The organism is Azospirillum sp. UENF 112521 (assembly GCF_058780665.1).
The window spans coordinates 2,605,474-2,621,439 of record NZ_JBSNCI010000002.1; the positions used below are offsets into that span (position 1 = coordinate 2,605,474).

Consider the following 15,966-nt stretch of genomic DNA (forward strand, 5'->3'; position numbering starts at 1 on the left):
GCAGTCAGCCTGCGATGGCCGGTTTGCGGTGATCCGACAGACGACCCCGTCGGTTGTCGGACATCGGCTGCCCGGCCGGCCATAGCCCCGACTCGCGTCTTGCGGCCTGCCGAAGGCCGCTTCGATCCTCTTTCCCCACGTCGTGCCAGCCCTGCCCGTCCCAGGCGAGGGTCCAGCTGCCTGGGCGCCCGCCCCGGCAGCGCTCCAGCATGACCGACCAGTGCGGCATCCCCAGCCCCGGCGGGCCTCCGGCCGGGCGTGGTGCCGCATCCCCCTCCTCATCCAGACTGGGAACGGCATCCAGCCGCCAGCGGGTCACCGCTGCGCTGAGCCCTTCCGCCCGCTCGCCCGCCATCCGTCGGCCTGCCAGCCGCCGGCCTTCCATCCGTTGGTTGCGCCCGTCCGATGCGCCGGCGCTCGCGTCCAGCAGGAAGCCGGTCACCCCCGAAGACTCGGCGGCAAGCTGCAGCCGCCGGCTGGCGGTCAGGTCCAGCCCCTCCAGTTCGCCCAGCACCGCCGATAGGGTGGAGCAGCGCAGCGCCTCCTCCATCGCCCACAGCGCGTCGACCGGCCGCACCGCCCGCACCGCGACCAGCCGATCGGGCGTGAGCCCGTAGGCCGCCAACCCCGGGGCATACAGGTCGCGCCCGCGTAGGATCCACAGCACCGGCCTTTTCGGGGTCGCCAGCCGGGCCAGCAGCGCCGCGGTGAATCCGGTGCCGGCCCCCGGGTCGTCCGCAGCCACCGCATGCAGGCAGCCCAGCGGCAGCCCGCCGTCGGGCAGATGGCCATCGACCGAGTCGATGCCGAACGCCAGGGTCCGTCCCCCTTCGCCGCCCGCTCCCTCGATCCGCCGGATGCGTGCGCGCAGGTCGGCCAGCATTCCGGCTCGGTCGCGCGGTGCCGCGTCCGCAGATGGGGAGGAGGACAAGGGGACAGGCATGACTAAGGCTCCGCTCGACAGGCATATGTTCCTGATATGTTCTATCATGAACGCTTGTCGAGAGGGAGTCTGCGACTCCTGTCTTGTTTTGAGACCGTTTGCCCTGAGGTCAGCCGTCGCTGGGATCAGTTGGCGATTGGCGTCGCGCCGATCTTGCCGCGCGGGGCGGCCTTGATGGTCGGGCCGGCATTGTCGACGGGCTTCGCCAGGGTGGTGGAGGTGCCGCGGCTGCCACGCGGGGTGCTGCCCTTCAGGCTGAGCAGATGCAGCCGGACATAGGCGGTGGAGCCGCCGACCTTCACCGCCACCCAGTCGCTGTTGCGCACACGGCCCAGCGTGGTCACCGCCTGCCCCGTCCCAATCGTTGCGATGACGCCCGAGCCGCCAGCCGGCTGGGCATAGGCCGGCGTCGGTTTGTCCACCTGCCATTCCCCATAGATCGGCTCCAGCCCGGTTCCGGTGTCTGGTGCTGTCCGCACGGTCGGCGGATTGGGGGTCCGCTGGTACGGCATGCAGCCGGGAACCATCAGCGTGGCCAGGGCCACCATCAAGGGAAGGGTACGCAGACGCCGGATCATCGCTCACCTTGAGATGGAACGGTGCTTTGCAGGAACGGGATGAACGGAAAGGGTAAACGGGTGGGTTGTGGACCTTCGGCGCGACCATACAGGAGGCGGCCCCCTCTTCGCCACCGCAGCGCAGCTGGAGTCGTTATGCGCTTTTTGAGGCACGCCGCCCAGTCGCAAAAAATTATCTCAAATTCGATCTTTTTCGACGCCGTTCCGCGCAGGAGTCCCAAGCCGCCCCGCGTATCTTGACCATCACGACGGCACCTTACGGGGGCATCCGGCCATGATTTCCTCCCTCGGCAGTTCCAACAGCGCGGCGACGCTTCAGAAATTCTTCTCCAAGGCGGATGCCAACAGCGACTCGTCGCTGTCCAAGGACGAGTTGCTGGGCGCGCTCGGCGGCACCTCGGCAGCCTCCGACAGCGGGAAACTGTCGTCCGCCGTCGACGGCCTGATCGGCAGCCTGGACAGCGACAGCAACGGCTCGCTCAGCACGACCGAATTCAGTTCCTTCGCCAGCCAGTTCGACTATGGCAGCGGCAGCGCCCTGCTGGCGGCGCAGGAGCAGGCGAGCGCGATGCAGCAGCAGTTCGCCCAGAACCTCTATTCCAGCCTGGACAGCGACAGCAGCGGCGGCATCAGCACCGACGAGCTGACATCCGTCCTGACCTCCGCCGGCCAGTCGAGCACCGATGCCGCATCTCTGTTCAGCAGCCTCGACAGCGACGAGGACGGGTCGATTTCCCAGGACGAGTTGAGCAGCGCGCTGAAACAGGCCGACGCCAACCGCCCGCCGCCCCCGCCGCCACCCGCCAATGACAGCGGCACCACCAGCGCTTCCGACAGCAGCAGCACGGACTCGACTTCGTCGACCTCCTCCAGCTCGTCGTCCTCGTCTTCGTCGTCCAGCACCGCGTCGGCGGGCGGCACGACCAGCTACGACCCGCTGGACACCAACAAGGACGGCTATGTGTCGGAACAGGAACGGATGGCCGCCTATGGCGGCATGCAGCAGCAGACGGGCGGCGTCACGTCCAACCGCCTCAGCGGCGACATGCTGCGGACATTGATGCAGGGCATCAACGAGGTTGCCGCGTAGCCTTGTGGGTTCGGATGCGCGGCACGGGGAAAGGCGGTCGGCGGGTGGCGCCGGCCGCCTTTTCTTTTACCCGATCTTCTCCGAATGCCGTCAAACCGCCCGGCTGTGCCGTCCGGCGCCTTTGGACAGGTGGGTGTCGAAGCGGGCGGCGACGATGCGCATCAGCGGCCGCGCGCTCTCCGGCACATGGACACGCCGGCCGTCCACCACCGCGACGCCGTCGGCGACCAGATCGGCCATGCCCTTCAACTCCGCGTCGAAAGCGGACTCGGGCAAGCCGTGGGCACGGGCGATGGCGGCGGTGTCGACCGACAGGTCGCACATCAGCCGCATGATCAGGTCGCGCCGCACCTTGTCGTCCTGGGTCAGCGCGATGCCCTTGCCGGTGGGCAGGCGGCCCTCCTCGATGGCGGTGGCGTAATGGTCGAAGGGCACCGCGTTCTGCACGTAGCCCTGCGGCAAGGCACCGATGGAGGAGGAGCCGAAGCCCAGCAGAATCTCAGCATCGTCGGTGGTGTAGCCCTGGAAGTTGCGGCCCAGCCGCCCTTCCTCCTGCTGCACCGCCAGCTCGTCGCCGGGACGGGCGAAATGGTCGAGGCCGATGGCGCTGTAGTCGGCGGCCGACAGCGTGTCGGCGATGGCGGCGAACTGCTCCCAGCGGCCGAGCGAACCGGCCAGGACCGACTCGTCGATCTTCTTCTGGTGGGTCTTCATCCATGGCACATGGGCGTAACCGAAGACCGACAGCCGGTCGGGCTCCATTTCCAGCGCAATTTCGGCGGAGCGGGCGACGCTCTCCACCGACTGGTGCGGCAGGCCATACATCAGGTCGAGATTGACGCTGGCGATGCCGGCGTCCTTCAGCCAGGCCAGCGCCTGTTCGGTGACGGCGCGCGGCTGGACGCGGTTGATCGCCTGCTGCACCGTCTCGTCGAAATCCTGCACGCCCAGCGAGGCGCGGTTGACCCCGGCGCGGCCCATCGCGGCCGCCATCTCCGCCGTCAGGGTGCGGGGATCGATCTCCACCGCCAGTTCGGCATCGTCGGCGACGTCGAAGCGCCTGAGCAGCAGTGCAATCATCGCCTCGAAATCGTCGGGCGCCATCATGGTCGGGGTGCCGCCGCCGAAATGGATGTGGCGAACCGACAAACGGCCGGGAATGCGGTCGGCCACCATGGCGATCTCGCGCCGCATATGGTCGAGATACTCCGCAATCGGCTCATAGCGGGCGACGATCTTGGTGTGGCAGCCGCAGTACCAGCACATCTTCTGACAGAAGGGGACATGCAGGTAGAGCGATCCCGAGCGGGACGGCTCGGTCGCCTCCAGCCAGCCACCATAGACATCGCCGTTCACCTCTGGCGTGAAGTGCGGCGCGGTCGGATAGCTGGTGTAACGCGGCACCCGCAGCCCGTCATACTTGGCGAGCAGCGCGGCGTCGACACCGTGGGCGACACCATGGGAATGGGACGGGTTGGCGGGGGCCGGCGAAACGGCCAGGGCGGTGATGGCGTTCATGAGCGACAGAGTGCCGCAGTCCCCCCACCCCTGCCTTGATCCACGTCAAGATCGGAAAGAGCCGCCTTTTGGCGGATGCCGCGTCAGCGCTTCGCGGCGGCGGCGAGGCGCTGTTCCAGATGCTCGTGCAGCAGGTTCAGGTTCATCCGGTTGGCCTTGAAGGCGATGTCGAACACGGTGCCCAGCACCGGGACCGACCCTCCCGCCCAATCCAGCAGCACGTTGAAGACCATGCGGGCCACCAGCGTCTTCGGCAGGTCGAAGCGGGCGGCCTCCATGATGATGTAGGCGGAAACGAACGCCGTCACCGTATCGCCGGCCACCGGCACCACGCTGGCGATGCCGTCCAACCCGATGGGGATGCGGGTGAAGGGAATGCGCCAGCGGGTATCCATCAGCCGGGTCAAGCGGCGAAGCCTCTCCAGCCGTTGGAAGTCGATGGGGACCGAGCCGCCTGCAGCGCCCAGCGGCGGCGCTTCGGCAACGGCGTGCCGGCGTGTGCGGATGGCGTCGATCATCGCATGTCCCCCCGATCAGGCGGTCCCGCGCCCGTAGCGCGACTCCCCGCAAGGGAAGAACCCGCCGATCCCCCCGGCGGTTCCACCCTCCGGGCACAAAGTTCGCACACCCAGCGGACAGCATGCCGGCCTTCCGCCCGCGGCAATCCCATGGGCCATCCCATAGGCCATCCCGGTGCGGCGGATCTCAGCTTGCCCGGGCAACTTCCCGCGCCCGCGCACTGCCGGCGGCATGGAGCAGCGCATAGCCGGCCAGCGCCGAGGCGAGCGAGCCGGTCAAGACGCCCAGCCGCACCGCCACCGCATGATGCGGATCGGCGAAGGCCAGCGTCCCGATGAACAGGCTCATGGTGAAGCCTATGCCGGTCAGCACGGCGACGCCGTAAATCTGGCTCCAGCTGGCACGGGCGGGCCGCTCGACCACGCCGGTCCGCACGGCGATCCACACTGCCAGGAAGACGCCCGCCTGCTTGCCCAGGAACAGGCCGAGCGCGATGCCCAGCGGCACCGGCTCCAGCAGGCTGGCCGGGGTGATGCCGTCGAGCGGCACGCCGGCATTGGCGAGCGCGAAGACCGGCATGATCAGGAAGGCAACCCAGGGGTGCAGCGCATGCTCCAGGCGATGGAGCGGCGCGTCCGGCGCCCGCTTGCCGGCGCGGTCATTGACCCGCAACGGAATGGCGAAGGCCAGCACCACGCCGGCCAGCGTCGCGTGGATGCCCGATTTCAGCACGCACACCCATAGGACCAGCCCCAGCACCAGATAGGGCGTCAGCGACCGCACTCCTGCCCGGTTCAGCAGCCACAGACCGACCGCCGATGCCGCCGCCAGCCCCAGCGCCAGCGGCACCAGCCCGTGGCTGTAGAAGATGGCGATGATCACGATGGCGCCCAGATCGTCCATGATCGCCAGCGCCAGCAGGAAGACGCGCAAACTGCTGGGAACCCGGTTGCCCAGCAGGGCCAGCACGCCGAGCGCGAAGGCGATGTCGGTGGCGGCCGGGATCGCCCAGCCCTGCAGGGCGCCCGGTTCGGCCTGGGCGAACAGGCAATAGACCAGCGCCGGCACCGCCATGCCGCCGAGCGCCGCGATGCCGGGCAGCATCGCCTTGGCCGGGCTCGACAGTTCGCCCTCCAGCACCTCGCGCTTGATCTCCAGCCCGACCAGCAGGAAGAAGATCGCCATCAGCCCGTCGTTGATCCACAGGATCAGCGGCTTGTCCAGCCCGACGCCGCCGGCCGTCACCGCCACCTTCATCGCCAGGATCGCATCGTAGAGCGGGGCCGCCGGCGAGTTCGCCCAGATCAGAGCAAGCACCGCCGCAATCATCAGGACCACGCCGCTGGCGCTTTCGGTTTTCAGGAAGGTGGCGAGGCGTCTCAGCGTCATCGCGTCTCGTCTTTCCGGACAGTTGGTCGATGGGAACAGGTGGCACCGTCAGGCTTCCGTTGGAAGATGCCGGTGTCGAAAAATTCCGGTGCCGACGAGCGGCAGAGCATCGCGGCGAATTGACGCGCTTGTGCATCTAAGCTGCTGCCACTGTTCCAAATTCCGGCCTCGAATACTTGAGGCCAGTCGGGCTTATGTCTTTTGGTCGCTGGCGATAACTGAGGCCAGCCGACACAATTCACCCAACAGCATCAGCAGAGCCGAAGGGCGATCACCTGAAAGGCGATCACCTGAAAGGCTCTGGGCAAGGCCGGCAAACGGCCGCCCGTTCCGGAGGAAACGACCATGACCACGCTTTACTGCGCCTGCTGCGGCAGGCCCTTCGTCCGCACGTCCGCCCGCGGCCCGGCGCCCTTCTACTGCTCCCAGGATTGCCGGCTTCAGATGGCGATCCGCCGGCGCGCCTGGAGCGAGCGGACCGACAGCATCACGGCCACCCGACGGACCGTCGAGCGGCACGAGGTGGAGCACGCCGACCCGGCCCCATTCGGCCGCATCCCCGGCACGGCGGCGGGACAGCGGACCGCAGCCTTCTGGAGATGAAACGCACGGTCGCGGGATCGGTGGCAAAAGGGCGGTAAGACGCCCGCAAAACACCGGCAAGCCGGGGGAGAAGACAGGCGGGAAAATGGAACTCGCCCCTTGCAGCGGGCCGAAGCCGACCTCATGTGGTCGCGGTCACGCTGGCACCCCGCGGTGCCGGCGTGAAACCCGTCGGTTGCACCCAGTTGGCCACCGCCACCTGATTGCCGCCATCTGACTGCCGGAGCCCCGCCCCTACATGCTCGAACTCCTCTCCGACCCGAATGTCTGGGCCAGCCTTCTGACGTTGACCGCGTTGGAGATCGTGCTGGGCATCGACAACATCATCTTCATCTCGATCATGGCGTCGAAGCTGCCGCCCGAGCGGCAGCACAGCGCGCGGCGCGTCGGCCTGGCGCTGGCGCTGCTGACCCGCCTGGCGCTGCTGGCCTCCATCGCCTGGGTGGCGCAGCTGACCCAGCCGCTGTTCACCGTCGCCGGCTGGGATGTGTCTGGCCGCGACCTGATCCTGATCCTCGGCGGCCTGTTCCTGCTGGCCAAGGGCACGCTGGAGATCCACCACACCGTCGAAGGCCATGAGGAGGGCGGATCGGCGCCCAAGCACGCCACCTTCACCTCAGTGGTCATCCAGATCATGTTCCTGGACATCGTCTTCTCGCTCGACAGCGTCATCACTGCGGTCGGCATGTCCGACCATCTGCCGGTGATGGTCGCCGCCGTCGTCATCGCCATGGCGGTGATGCTGTTCGCCTCCGGTCCGGTCGGCGATTTCGTGAACCGTCACGTCACGGTGAAGATGCTGGCGCTGTCCTTCCTGCTGCTGGTCGGCGTGGCGCTGGTGGCGGACGGCTTCGGCTTCCACATCCCCAAGGGCTACCTGTACTTCGCCATCGCCTTCTCCACCCTGGTGGAGGCGCTGAACCTGCTGGCCCGGCGCAAGCACAACGCGGCGCACTGACCGAAAGAAGGGGGGCGCCGTCCGCGACGCCCCCTTCCCCCGTCACGCCTCGGCGCGTTCGGCCATCAGATGCTCGTAGGCGACCTTGAACAGGTCGCGGATCGACACGATGCCGACCGCGCGCTTGCCCTGGGTGATGGGCAGGTGCCGGTAATGCTTGTCATGCATCAGCTTCAGCGCGTCGACCGCGTCGGCATCGGGCGGCAGGCTGTCGGGGTTGCGGGTCATCACCGCACCGACCTCCACCGACGACGGGTCGAGATCCTTGGACAGCACCTTGTTGTTCAGGTCGCGCTCGGTGACGATGCCGATCAGGGCGCCGTGGTCCACCACCAGCACCGCGCCGATGTTCTTGTCGGCCATCATCTTCGACACCGTGGCGACGGAGGTGTCCTCCGGCACCAGGATCAGTTCCTGCGACTTCACGACGTCCGGAACCAGCTTGCGTTTCATCGACTCCCCCGGGATCTGGTTGTTGTGGACCAGACTGTAGCCAAAGCAAACGATCGGGGAGAACAACGGCATCGCAGCAAATCCGGCGCCGATTGTCGCAGGCAGACCTTTTGAATACTTACGAAGCTTTTCCCTTCATGACGCTCCGGTCCTCATGACGCTTTGGGAAAGGTGAATGCCGGCCCAGCCGACGACTGCCGTCCGGCGATCACCATGCCCAGCGCCAGCAGCAGCGCCCCCAGCAGTACCACGGCGGCGGCCCCCAGCAGCACGGCATTGAAGCTGCCGGTGCGGGTCACCACCAGCCCGGCCGGCAGCGGCCCGATGATCTGCCCCAGCCCATAGGCGGCGGTCAACGCCCCGACCACCCGGGCCGAGGCACCGGCCGACAGCTGCCGTCCCAGCGCGAAAGCCTGGGAGACGATGCCGACGAAGGTACCGCCGAACAGCAGCGCCGAAATGACCGCCACCGTCGGCGAGCCGGTCATCGGCAGAAGGATGGTGACGGCCTGGGTCAGGTGAGCCAGGATCAGCGACCACCAGCTGTTCGACCGGCGGGCGACCGCGGCCCAGAACACCCCGGCGCCCATCGCCCCCAACCCGGCCACCATCCAGGCGGCCTCTCCGACCGCGGCGGTGCCGGGATCGGTCTTCAGGATCGACACCAGGAAGGTGGCCGACACGATGTAGCCGCCGCCTTCCAGGAAATAGGCGAGTGTCAGCAGCAGGAGCGGCGCCGACAGCCCTCCCCGCCGTGCCGTACCGGCATCTCCCGCCGCCCCGGCCGTGGCGGGTTGCGGTTGCGGCGGCGGGTCGCGCACCCAGAGGCCGGGCATCAGCCCCAGCACCGCGCAGATCGCCCCCAGGGCCAGCCAGTCGCCGGCCCAGCCCAGCCGGTCGCCGAACAGCGCGACGAACAATCCCGACGATGCAATGCCCAGCCCCACCCCGGTGTAGAGCCAGCCGGCGAAGCGTTCGCCGCCCCGCCGCGTCAGCGTGTCCAGCACCATGGCGATGCCCAGGATGAAGATGCCGGCGCTCGACACCCCCGACAGGAAGCGCAGGACCAGCCAGACCGGCATCGCCTGCCCGGCATCGCCCAAATCCAGCCCCATCGCCGCGGTGGTGGCGACGCTGACCAGCAGCGACAGCCGGTACATCGCCGTCCGCGTGGCGCCGTGCGGCACCAGCCCGGCGCCCAGCGCACCGATGAAATAGCCCAGATAGTTCAGAGAAGCGAGCAGCCCCGCCCCGTCGGCCCGCAGCCCGGTGGCCTCCTGCATCGCCGGCAGGATCGGGGTGAAGGCGAAACGCGCGACACCCATTGCGATGGCAAGCCCGATCAGGCCGCCAACCAGCACCCGCACCATGATCCACGCCCTCTCGTTTTTTCGGCCGGCGCCTTTGACCGGATACCGTTCGATGCAACGAACGTCCGGTGGGCCGATTGATTTGGCGTCCATCATGGCCGCGGCCCTACCCTCATTTCCAATGAATTGTTCTGATGATAAGCTCCACTTTCAGTGATGGGTGCCATGCACGGGAAGTGGAAGGAGGCCTCGCGATGGATCTGGCCGGTTTGCGGGTGGTGAAGGCGGTCGCCGACACCGGGAGCGTCAGCCGGGCGGCGGAGGCGCTGAACTGCGTGCAGTCCAACGTCACCGCACGGATCAAGCGGCTTGAGGAGGATTTGGGCGTCGACCTGTTCCTTCGCCTCAGCCGCGGTATGGAGCCGACACCGGCCGGCCGGGTGCTCAGCGGCTATGCCGACCGGGTGCTGCGGCTGGTCGCCCAGGCCCGCGACGCGGTGGCGGAAGCGGCAGGGCGCGGCGGCCGGCTGGCGGTGGGCAGCATGGAATCGACCGCCGCGGTACGGCTGCCGCCGATCCTGTCCCGCTTCCATCGCGACCATCCCGACGTGGAGCTGACCATCACGCCCGGCCCGACCGAGACTCTGCTGGCGGAGGTGCTGGCCGGCCGTCTGGACGGTGCCTTCGTCGGCGGCGAGGTGGCCCATCCCGACCTGATCGCCCGGCGCATCTCCGACGAGGAGCTGGTGCTGGCCGAGCCGGCCGCCGGACTGACCACCGACTCCGCGCACCGCACCCTGATCGCCTTCGGCCGCGCCTGCGCCTATCGCGGCCGGGCGGAGATGGCGATGCGCGAGGCCGGGCGCGTGCCCTTTCGGGTCATGGAGTTTGGCACGCTGGACGCCATCCTCGGCTGCGTCGGCGCCGGGATGGGGGTGACTGTGATGCCCCGGTCGGTGGTCGAGCGCGACCCTTGGCACGAGCTGCTGGCGGCCCGGCCGCTGCCGGATGCGTTCGCCCGCATGCCGACCCAGTTCGTGCGGCGTGCCGACGCCATCGAAACCGCCAGCCTGCGCGCCTTCATGGAGGCGTTTTCGCAAACCTCCGGCCCGGCCATCGCTGCGAATGGCGCAATGCAGGGTGCGACAGGGTCGCCCACATCACGCGCAGGGTTGAACGGCTCATCGGCGGCGTGCTAGGCAGGCGCGGGTTGGCCATCCGGCCCTGTGCCATGCGCGTGCCCTATTCCTGGGAAACGGCTCCGATCGGCCCCCAAGGGCGATAGCGGGACCACGGACGCGCGGCTGGCACTGCGGGCCGGAACAGCGGAGAAGAGATCATGCCCTACGTCGTTACCGACGGCTGCATCAAGTGCAAGTACACCGACTGCGTCGAAGTCTGCCCCGTGGATTGCTTCTACGAGGGTGAGAACATGCTGGTCATCCACCCGGACGAGTGCATCGACTGCGGCGTGTGCGAGCCGGAATGCCCGGCCGAGGCGATCGTCCCCGACACCGACGACCGCGCGACCAAGTGGCTGGAGATGAACCGCGACTATTCCGGCCAGTGGCCGAACATCACCCGCAAGAAGGACGCGCCGGCCGACGCCGACGAGTTCAAGGGTGTGGACGGCAAGTTCGAGAAGTATTTCTCCCCCAAGGCGGGCTGAGACCGAATGACGATGCGGCCCGGCCCCCGATCCGAGTAGGATTTTTCGAGTCGGGCCACATCAACCGATTGCACCAATCGATGTTGCTATGCAAAATCGACGGGGCGGCCATGGCCGGGCGATGGACGATTTCCGCCCGGTAGATTGCGCGTTCCCTTTGTAACTCGGGCGTAACATCGCTATAATGCGCGCCCGGAGCCGGCCTTCGCGCCATTGCCGGTTTTCCCATCGTTCCAGGACCTGTGGCTTTTGTGATCGTCGTGGATGGGTCCCATCCCCACGGCGCCATAATCGTCCGGGGTCCTTTTTCGTCCCTTCCACCGGGGCGGCAAAATGGCGTGATCGCGAGAAGTGAGAGCCAATCCACATGTCGAACAAGCTTGACTTCGAAGCCGGTGACTTCGTCGTTTATCCGGCTCATGGCGTCGGTCGGGTCGAAGGGATCGAGACCCACAGCATTGCCGGACTCGAGGTTCAACTCTACGCGATCACGTTCGAGAAAGAGCGCATGACGCTCAAGGTTCCGGTTACCAAAGCCCGCAACGCCGGCCTGCGCCGCCTGTCCTCCAAGGACCGGATCAAGGTCGCGCTGGAGACTCTGCAGGGCCGTTCGCGCGTCCGCCGCACCATGTGGAGCCGCCGCGCCCAGGAGTATGAAGCCAAGATCAACTCCGGCGATCCGGTGTCTATCGCCGAGGTGGTGCGCGACCTGTACCGCGGCGCCGACCAGTCCGACCAGTCCTATAGCGAGCGCCAGATTTATCAGGCCGCCCTGGAGCGTCTGGCCCGCGAGCTGGCCGCCGTCGAGAAGATCGACGAGACCAAGGCGACCGAGCGTCTGGAATCGGTGCTGTCCAAGGCCGCCTGATTTCAGGTCCCGGTTTCCGGGCTCTTAGACGTCCGTGACACGAACGGGCGCGCGGCTGCTACGTCACGCCGCGCGCCCGTCTCGTTTTTCGCCTTTGTTTCCACGGCATGACACGCCTAAACTCCGGCCGCCTTCCGGCGGACAGCGTCGGAACGACTTCGCGAACGACGCCGAAGGGAATCGAGTTTGGGTCTGCCGCCGCGCCTTGGTCTTCCCAACCGCCGGACCAACCGACCTGCCGGCCCCGGTGCCGGCGCCCTTGTCGGTGCCCTTGAGGACGACAGCCGGTTCGCGTCGCTCGGCCGGCCGCGCCGGATCTGGGCCATCGGCGCCATCCATGCACAGCCGGACCGGCTGGACCCGATCCATCAGGCCGTCGGGCAGCGCTTCCGCCCCGGCGACCGGTTGGTCTATCTCGGCAACATGATCGGCGTCGGCGAGCAGGTGGTGGAAACCATCGACCGGCTGCTGGCCTTCCGCATCGCCCTGCTGGCGATGCCGGGCATGATCGCGTCCGACATCGTCTACCTGCGCGGCCAGCAGGAGGAGATGTGGCAGAAGTTGCTGCAACTCCATTTCGCCCCCGATCCGCGCACCGTGCTGGACTGGATGCTGCGCCAGGGCGTTGCGCCGACGCTGGCGGCCTATGGCGGTCATCTCGATGCCGGCAGGGCGGCGGCACGCGGCGGGGCGGTGATGCTGGGCCGCTGGACGCGTGAACTCCGGCAGGCGGTGGCCGCGAGGCCCGGTCATGAGCAGCTGTTCAACGCGCTGCGCCGCGCCGCCTACACCGGCGGCCCGGTCTCGCAGGGCGGGGTGACGGATGACGGCTCCTCCGACGGGCTCCCGGAAGACGCTGGGGACGGCGAAGGCTGGACCGGCAGCAGCCGCGGCGGCGGAAGCCTGCTGCTGGTCAATTCCGGCATCGATCCCCGCCGCCCGCTGACCGGCCAGGGCGATGCCTTCTGGTGGGGCAGCGCCGGCTTCGCCCGGCTGGAGCAGTCCTATGGCGGTTTCAGCCGTCTGGTGCGCGGCTACGACCCCAACTGGATGCCGGAAAGCCCCGGCGTCGGTGTCGGACCGGCGACGGTGACGCTCGACGGCGGCTGCGGCCGCGGTGGCTACCTCGTCTGCGCCTGCTTCGATTCTTTCGGTGAGATGCTGGACCTTTTCCAGGCGTGACCCAACCTCAGGTTCTGCCGGATCGCTCCGTCCGACCGTAACTTCGCGCAATAACAGTGAAGAGTCTTCGTTGTCCGTCCCTCGCCGGCCGCCCACGAACGGGTCGCCGGTGAAATTCCTTTTTTCCCTAGTGATCCGCCCCCCCTACACCTGCGTATGATTCCGCAACAGGGCGCGCTCATGCTTGTTGTCTTAACCCGACGGCATCGACCGGCGGCAGGCGGCAAAGCGGCGAAGACCCGATAGTACGGGGATATGCGAAGGAACACGATGCCGCCCAGACGGGAAGGAAGGGACGGATGGCATACATCGACGATCCGGAGACTCAGCGTGCAAACCTGAGCTTCATCAAGGCATCCATGCGCGAACCGTTGCTGTCGCGCGACCATGAATTCGACCTCGCCCGAAAATGGCGGGAGGGCAACGACGAGCGAGCCCTGCATCAGCTGGTCCGGGCATACACCCGTCTGGTGGTGGCCACCGCATCGCGGTTCCGCAATTACGGCCTGCCGATGGGCGACCTCGTCCAGGAGGGCAATGTCGGACTGATGCAGGCGGCCAGCCGCTTCGAACCCGACCGCGAGGTGCGTTTCTCCACCTACGCCGCCTGGTGGATCCGTTCGGCCATGCAGGACTATATCCTGCGCAACTGGTCGATCGTGCGGACCGGCACCACCGCCGCGCAGAAATCCCTGTTCTTCAACCTGCGCCGGCTGCGCGCCAAGATCGACAGCGCCACCCAGAACGGCAGCGGCGCCCCCCTGACCAGGGAAGGCCGCGAGTGGATCGCCGGCGAACTGAAGGTCGAGGTGTCGGAGGTCGAGGCGATGGAGATGCGCCTGTCCGGTTCCGACCAGTCGTTGAACACGCCGGTGGCCGATGGCTCCGACGACGACTGGCAGGATTTCCTGGCCGACCAGCGCCCCTCGCCCGAGGATGTGGTGATCGGCATGCGCGACGCCAGCACGCGCTCGCAGTGGCTGGCGGAGGCGCTGGGCGAACTGAGCCCGCGCGAACGCACCATCATCCGCGAACGCCGCCTGCGCGAGGAAGGCGCAACGCTGGAGGAACTCGGCCGTGAACTGGGTGTCAGCAAGGAGCGCGTGCGCCAGCTGGAGCACCGGGCGCTGCTGAAACTGCGGCAATCGATGCTGAAGCGGGTCGAGGATTCCGACGACCTGCTGGCGGAGGCGTGAGAGAGCGCCCTCTCCCTGGAAGAAAGAGGGCGCTTTTTACAGCATCAATGCCGGAAGTGCCGCATTCCGGTCAGCACCATCGCCAGACCCTTCTCGTCCGCGGCGGCGATCACGTCGTTGTCGCGGATCGAACCGCCCGGCTGGATTACCGCCGTCACCCCCGCTTCCGCGGCGGCCAGCAGGCCGTCGGCGAAGGGGAAGAAGGCGTCCGATGCAACCACCGAGCCCTTGGTCAGCGGCTCCGACAGGCCGGCGGCCTTGGCGGCTTCACCCGACTTGATGGCGGCGATGCGGGCCGAGTCGACGCGGCTCATCTGGCCGGCGCCGACGCCCACAGTGGCGCCGTTCTTGGCGTAGACGATGGCGTTCGACTTGACGTGCTTGGCGACGCGGAAGGCGAACAGCAGGTCGGCCAGTTCCTGTTCGGTCGGCGCGCGCTTGGTGACGACCTTCAGCTCGGCCGGGTCGACGCGGCCGCTGTCGCGGTTCTGCAACAGGAAGCCGCCCGACAGCTGCTTGATCATCATGCCGGGCTCGGCCGGGTTCGGCACGTCCTTGGTCAGCAGCACGCGCAGGTTCTTCTTGGTGGCGAGCAGCGCGCGGGCGGCCTCGTCGGCGTCCGGGGCGATCACCACCTCGGCAAACAGCTTGGAGATCTCCTCGGCCGTCTCGGCATCCAGGCTGCGGTTGACGGCGATGATGCCGCCGAAGGCGCTGACCGGATCGCACAGCAGAGCCGACTTGTAGGCCTCCAGCAGGTTCGACCCTTGCGCCACGCCGCAGGGGTTGGCGTGCTTGATAATGGCGACGGCCGGCTGCTCGAACTCCGCCACCAGCTCGAAAGCGGCGTCGGTGTCGTTCAGGTTGTTGTAGGACAGCTCCTTGCCCTGCAGCTGCACGGCGGTGGCAACGCCCGGACGCTTCTCGCCGGTGACGTAGAAGGCCGCCTGCTGGTGCGGGTTCTCGCCGTAGCGCAGTGTCTGTGCCAGCGAACCCGACAGGGTGGTGCGCGGCGGGAAGGTCTCGCCCAGCTGGCCGGCCAGCCAGGTGGAGATGGCGGCATCGTAGGCGGCGGTGCGGGCATAGGCGCGCTGGGCCAGCTTGCGGCGCAGGGCCAGCGTGACGCAGCCGTCATGGGTCGCCAGCTCGTCCATCACCGCCTCGTAGTCCGACGGCTCGGTGACGATGGCGACGAAATCATGGTTCTTGGCGGCGGCGCGGATCATCGCCGGCCCGCCGATGTCGATGTTCTCGACGCAGTCGTCGTAAGCCGCACCCTTGGCGACCGTCGCCTCGAACGGGTAGAGGTTGACCACCACCAGATCGATGCCGGGGATGTCGTGCTGCGCCATCGCGTCGGCGTGGATGTCGCGGCGGGCCAGGATGCCGCCATGGACGCGCGGGTGCAGGGTCTTGACGCGACCGTCCATGATCTCCGGGAAGCCGGTGTGGTCTGAGACCTCCTTGACCGGCACACCGGCCTCGGCCAGACGCTGGGCCGAACCGCCGGTCGACAGGATCTCGACGCCGCGGGCGGCGAGCGCCTTGCCCAACTCCACCAGACCGGCCTTGTCGGACACGGAAATCAGGGCGCGGGCGATGCGGACCTTGTCGGGAGCGGGGGCGTGGTTGGCTTTGGGCGGGCTCATGGCGTCATCCTGATCGCTGCGGGAATTGCATAAGGCCGCAG

Annotated in this window: 16 protein-coding genes; 8 read left to right on the plus strand and 8 right to left on the minus strand. The window is 67.8% G+C overall.

Annotation, left to right across the window (positions count from 1 at the left end):
* Positions 1-4: 4 nt before the first annotated feature.
* Entirely contained in the window at positions 5-943 is a 939-nt protein-coding gene (locus tag ACWPN8_RS14715; RefSeq protein WP_492241240.1) for an ImuA family protein, read from the minus strand.
* 125 nt (positions 944-1,068) lie between these two features.
* A complete protein-coding gene (locus tag ACWPN8_RS14720; RefSeq protein ID WP_109448478.1) occupies positions 1,069-1,521 on the minus strand; it encodes an SH3 domain-containing protein in 453 nt (150 codons plus the stop codon).
* A 274-nt stretch (positions 1,522-1,795) separates the two neighbouring features.
* Here ACWPN8_RS14720 and xopAW point away from each other — a divergent pair, with 274 nt between their 5' ends.
* Positions 1,796-2,611: a XopAW family type III secretion system calcium-binding effector gene (gene xopAW / locus ACWPN8_RS14725; protein WP_492241241.1), complete on the plus strand. Its 816-nt coding sequence runs from the start codon at positions 1,796-1,798 to the stop codon at positions 2,609-2,611.
* Between the two features lie 90 nt (positions 2,612-2,701).
* On the opposite strand, the gene hemN is transcribed toward xopAW, so the two are convergent.
* The 3 genes from hemN to nhaA form a co-directional block, all read right to left on the minus strand.
* The gene (gene hemN / locus ACWPN8_RS14730; RefSeq protein WP_492241242.1) at positions 2,702-4,129 is read right to left on the minus strand and encodes an oxygen-independent coproporphyrinogen III oxidase; all 1,428 of its coding nucleotides are present in this window, start codon (positions 4,127-4,129) and stop codon (positions 2,702-2,704) included.
* A gap of 83 nt (positions 4,130-4,212) precedes the next feature.
* Complete coding sequence (locus ACWPN8_RS14735) at positions 4,213-4,647, minus strand: DUF4112 domain-containing protein (RefSeq protein ID WP_109448482.1); 435 nt, start codon at positions 4,645-4,647, stop codon at positions 4,213-4,215.
* A gap of 187 nt (positions 4,648-4,834) precedes the next feature.
* Entirely contained in the window at positions 4,835-6,037 is a 1,203-nt protein-coding gene (gene nhaA / locus ACWPN8_RS14740) for a Na+/H+ antiporter NhaA (RefSeq protein WP_492241243.1), read from the minus strand.
* A 345-nt stretch (positions 6,038-6,382) separates the two neighbouring features.
* Between nhaA and ACWPN8_RS14745 the strand changes: the two genes are divergently transcribed.
* Both ACWPN8_RS14745 and ACWPN8_RS14750 read left to right on the plus strand, forming a co-directional pair.
* Positions 6,383-6,640, plus strand: coding sequence for a hypothetical protein (locus ACWPN8_RS14745; RefSeq protein ID WP_109448486.1), 258 nt, complete (start codon positions 6,383-6,385; stop codon positions 6,638-6,640).
* 238 nt (positions 6,641-6,878) lie between these two features.
* On the plus strand, positions 6,879-7,598 hold the full coding sequence (locus ACWPN8_RS14750; RefSeq protein ID WP_109448488.1) for a TerC family protein: 720 nt from the start codon (positions 6,879-6,881) through the stop codon (positions 7,596-7,598).
* Between the two features lie 42 nt (positions 7,599-7,640).
* On the opposite strand, the gene ACWPN8_RS14755 is transcribed toward ACWPN8_RS14750, so the two are convergent.
* Both ACWPN8_RS14755 and ACWPN8_RS14760 read right to left on the minus strand, forming a co-directional pair.
* Positions 7,641-8,051, minus strand: a complete 411-nt coding sequence (locus ACWPN8_RS14755) for a CBS domain-containing protein (RefSeq protein WP_109048118.1) — start codon at positions 8,049-8,051, stop codon at positions 7,641-7,643.
* A gap of 152 nt (positions 8,052-8,203) precedes the next feature.
* Positions 8,204-9,421: a YbfB/YjiJ family MFS transporter gene (locus tag ACWPN8_RS14760; protein ID WP_492241244.1), complete on the minus strand. Its 1,218-nt coding sequence runs from the start codon at positions 9,419-9,421 to the stop codon at positions 8,204-8,206.
* Between the two features lie 194 nt (positions 9,422-9,615).
* On the opposite strand from ACWPN8_RS14760, the gene ACWPN8_RS14765 reads away from it, so the two are divergent.
* From ACWPN8_RS14765 to ACWPN8_RS14785, 5 genes are all read left to right on the plus strand, one after another.
* Positions 9,616-10,560 carry a LysR family transcriptional regulator gene (locus tag ACWPN8_RS14765; RefSeq protein ID WP_492241245.1) on the plus strand — a complete coding sequence of 315 codons (945 nt, stop codon included), beginning with the start codon at positions 9,616-9,618 and terminating at the stop codon, positions 10,558-10,560.
* Positions 10,561-10,700: 140 nt separating this feature from the next.
* Entirely contained in the window at positions 10,701-11,030 is a 330-nt protein-coding gene (fdxA, locus tag ACWPN8_RS14770) for a ferredoxin FdxA (protein ID WP_098738899.1), read from the plus strand.
* 367 nt (positions 11,031-11,397) lie between these two features.
* Positions 11,398-11,898 (plus strand): CarD family transcriptional regulator, encoded by a 501-nt coding sequence (locus ACWPN8_RS14775; RefSeq protein ID WP_014248912.1) that lies wholly within the window; start codon positions 11,398-11,400, stop codon positions 11,896-11,898.
* A 186-nt stretch (positions 11,899-12,084) separates the two neighbouring features.
* The gene (locus tag ACWPN8_RS14780; protein WP_492241246.1) at positions 12,085-13,080 is read left to right on the plus strand and encodes a hypothetical protein; all 996 of its coding nucleotides are present in this window, start codon (positions 12,085-12,087) and stop codon (positions 13,078-13,080) included.
* 299 nt (positions 13,081-13,379) lie between these two features.
* Complete coding sequence (locus ACWPN8_RS14785; protein WP_109048123.1) at positions 13,380-14,276, plus strand: RNA polymerase factor sigma-32; 897 nt, start codon at positions 13,380-13,382, stop codon at positions 14,274-14,276.
* Positions 14,277-14,320: 44 nt separating this feature from the next.
* Here the strand turns inward: ACWPN8_RS14785 and purH are convergent, their stop codons facing one another.
* A complete protein-coding gene (purH, locus tag ACWPN8_RS14790) occupies positions 14,321-15,925 on the minus strand; it encodes a bifunctional phosphoribosylaminoimidazolecarboxamide formyltransferase/IMP cyclohydrolase (RefSeq protein ID WP_492241247.1) in 1,605 nt (534 codons plus the stop codon).
* Positions 15,926-15,966 lie beyond the last annotated feature (41 nt).

Bases quoted from the DNA above. Each gene is read 5' to 3' on its own strand.
- ACWPN8_RS14715 (WP_492241240.1), bottom strand. From the start codon at position 943: ATGCCTGTCCCCTTGTCCTCCTCCCCATCTGCGGACGCGGCACCGCGC.
- ACWPN8_RS14720 (WP_109448478.1), bottom strand. From the start codon at position 1,521: ATGATCCGGCGTCTGCGTACCCTTCCCTTGATGGTGGCCCTGGCCACG.
- xopAW (WP_492241241.1), top strand. From the start codon at position 1,796: ATGATTTCCTCCCTCGGCAGTTCCAACAGCGCGGCGACGCTTCAGAAA.
- hemN (WP_492241242.1), bottom strand. From the start codon at position 4,129: ATGAACGCCATCACCGCCCTGGCCGTTTCGCCGGCCCCCGCCAACCCG.
- ACWPN8_RS14735 (WP_109448482.1), bottom strand. From the start codon at position 4,647: ATGATCGACGCCATCCGCACACGCCGGCACGCCGTTGCCGAAGCGCCG.
- nhaA (WP_492241243.1), bottom strand. From the start codon at position 6,037: ATGACGCTGAGACGCCTCGCCACCTTCCTGAAAACCGAAAGCGCCAGC.
- ACWPN8_RS14745 (WP_109448486.1), top strand. From the start codon at position 6,383: ATGACCACGCTTTACTGCGCCTGCTGCGGCAGGCCCTTCGTCCGCACG.
- ACWPN8_RS14750 (WP_109448488.1), top strand. From the start codon at position 6,879: ATGCTCGAACTCCTCTCCGACCCGAATGTCTGGGCCAGCCTTCTGACG.
- ACWPN8_RS14755 (WP_109048118.1), bottom strand. From the start codon at position 8,051: ATGAAACGCAAGCTGGTTCCGGACGTCGTGAAGTCGCAGGAACTGATC.
- ACWPN8_RS14760 (WP_492241244.1), bottom strand. From the start codon at position 9,421: ATGGTGCGGGTGCTGGTTGGCGGCCTGATCGGGCTTGCCATCGCAATG.
- ACWPN8_RS14765 (WP_492241245.1), top strand. From the start codon at position 9,616: ATGGATCTGGCCGGTTTGCGGGTGGTGAAGGCGGTCGCCGACACCGGG.
- fdxA (WP_098738899.1), top strand. From the start codon at position 10,701: ATGCCCTACGTCGTTACCGACGGCTGCATCAAGTGCAAGTACACCGAC.
- ACWPN8_RS14775 (WP_014248912.1), top strand. From the start codon at position 11,398: ATGTCGAACAAGCTTGACTTCGAAGCCGGTGACTTCGTCGTTTATCCG.
- ACWPN8_RS14785 (WP_109048123.1), top strand. From the start codon at position 13,380: ATGGCATACATCGACGATCCGGAGACTCAGCGTGCAAACCTGAGCTTC.
- purH (WP_492241247.1), bottom strand. From the start codon at position 15,925: ATGAGCCCGCCCAAAGCCAACCACGCCCCCGCTCCCGACAAGGTCCGC.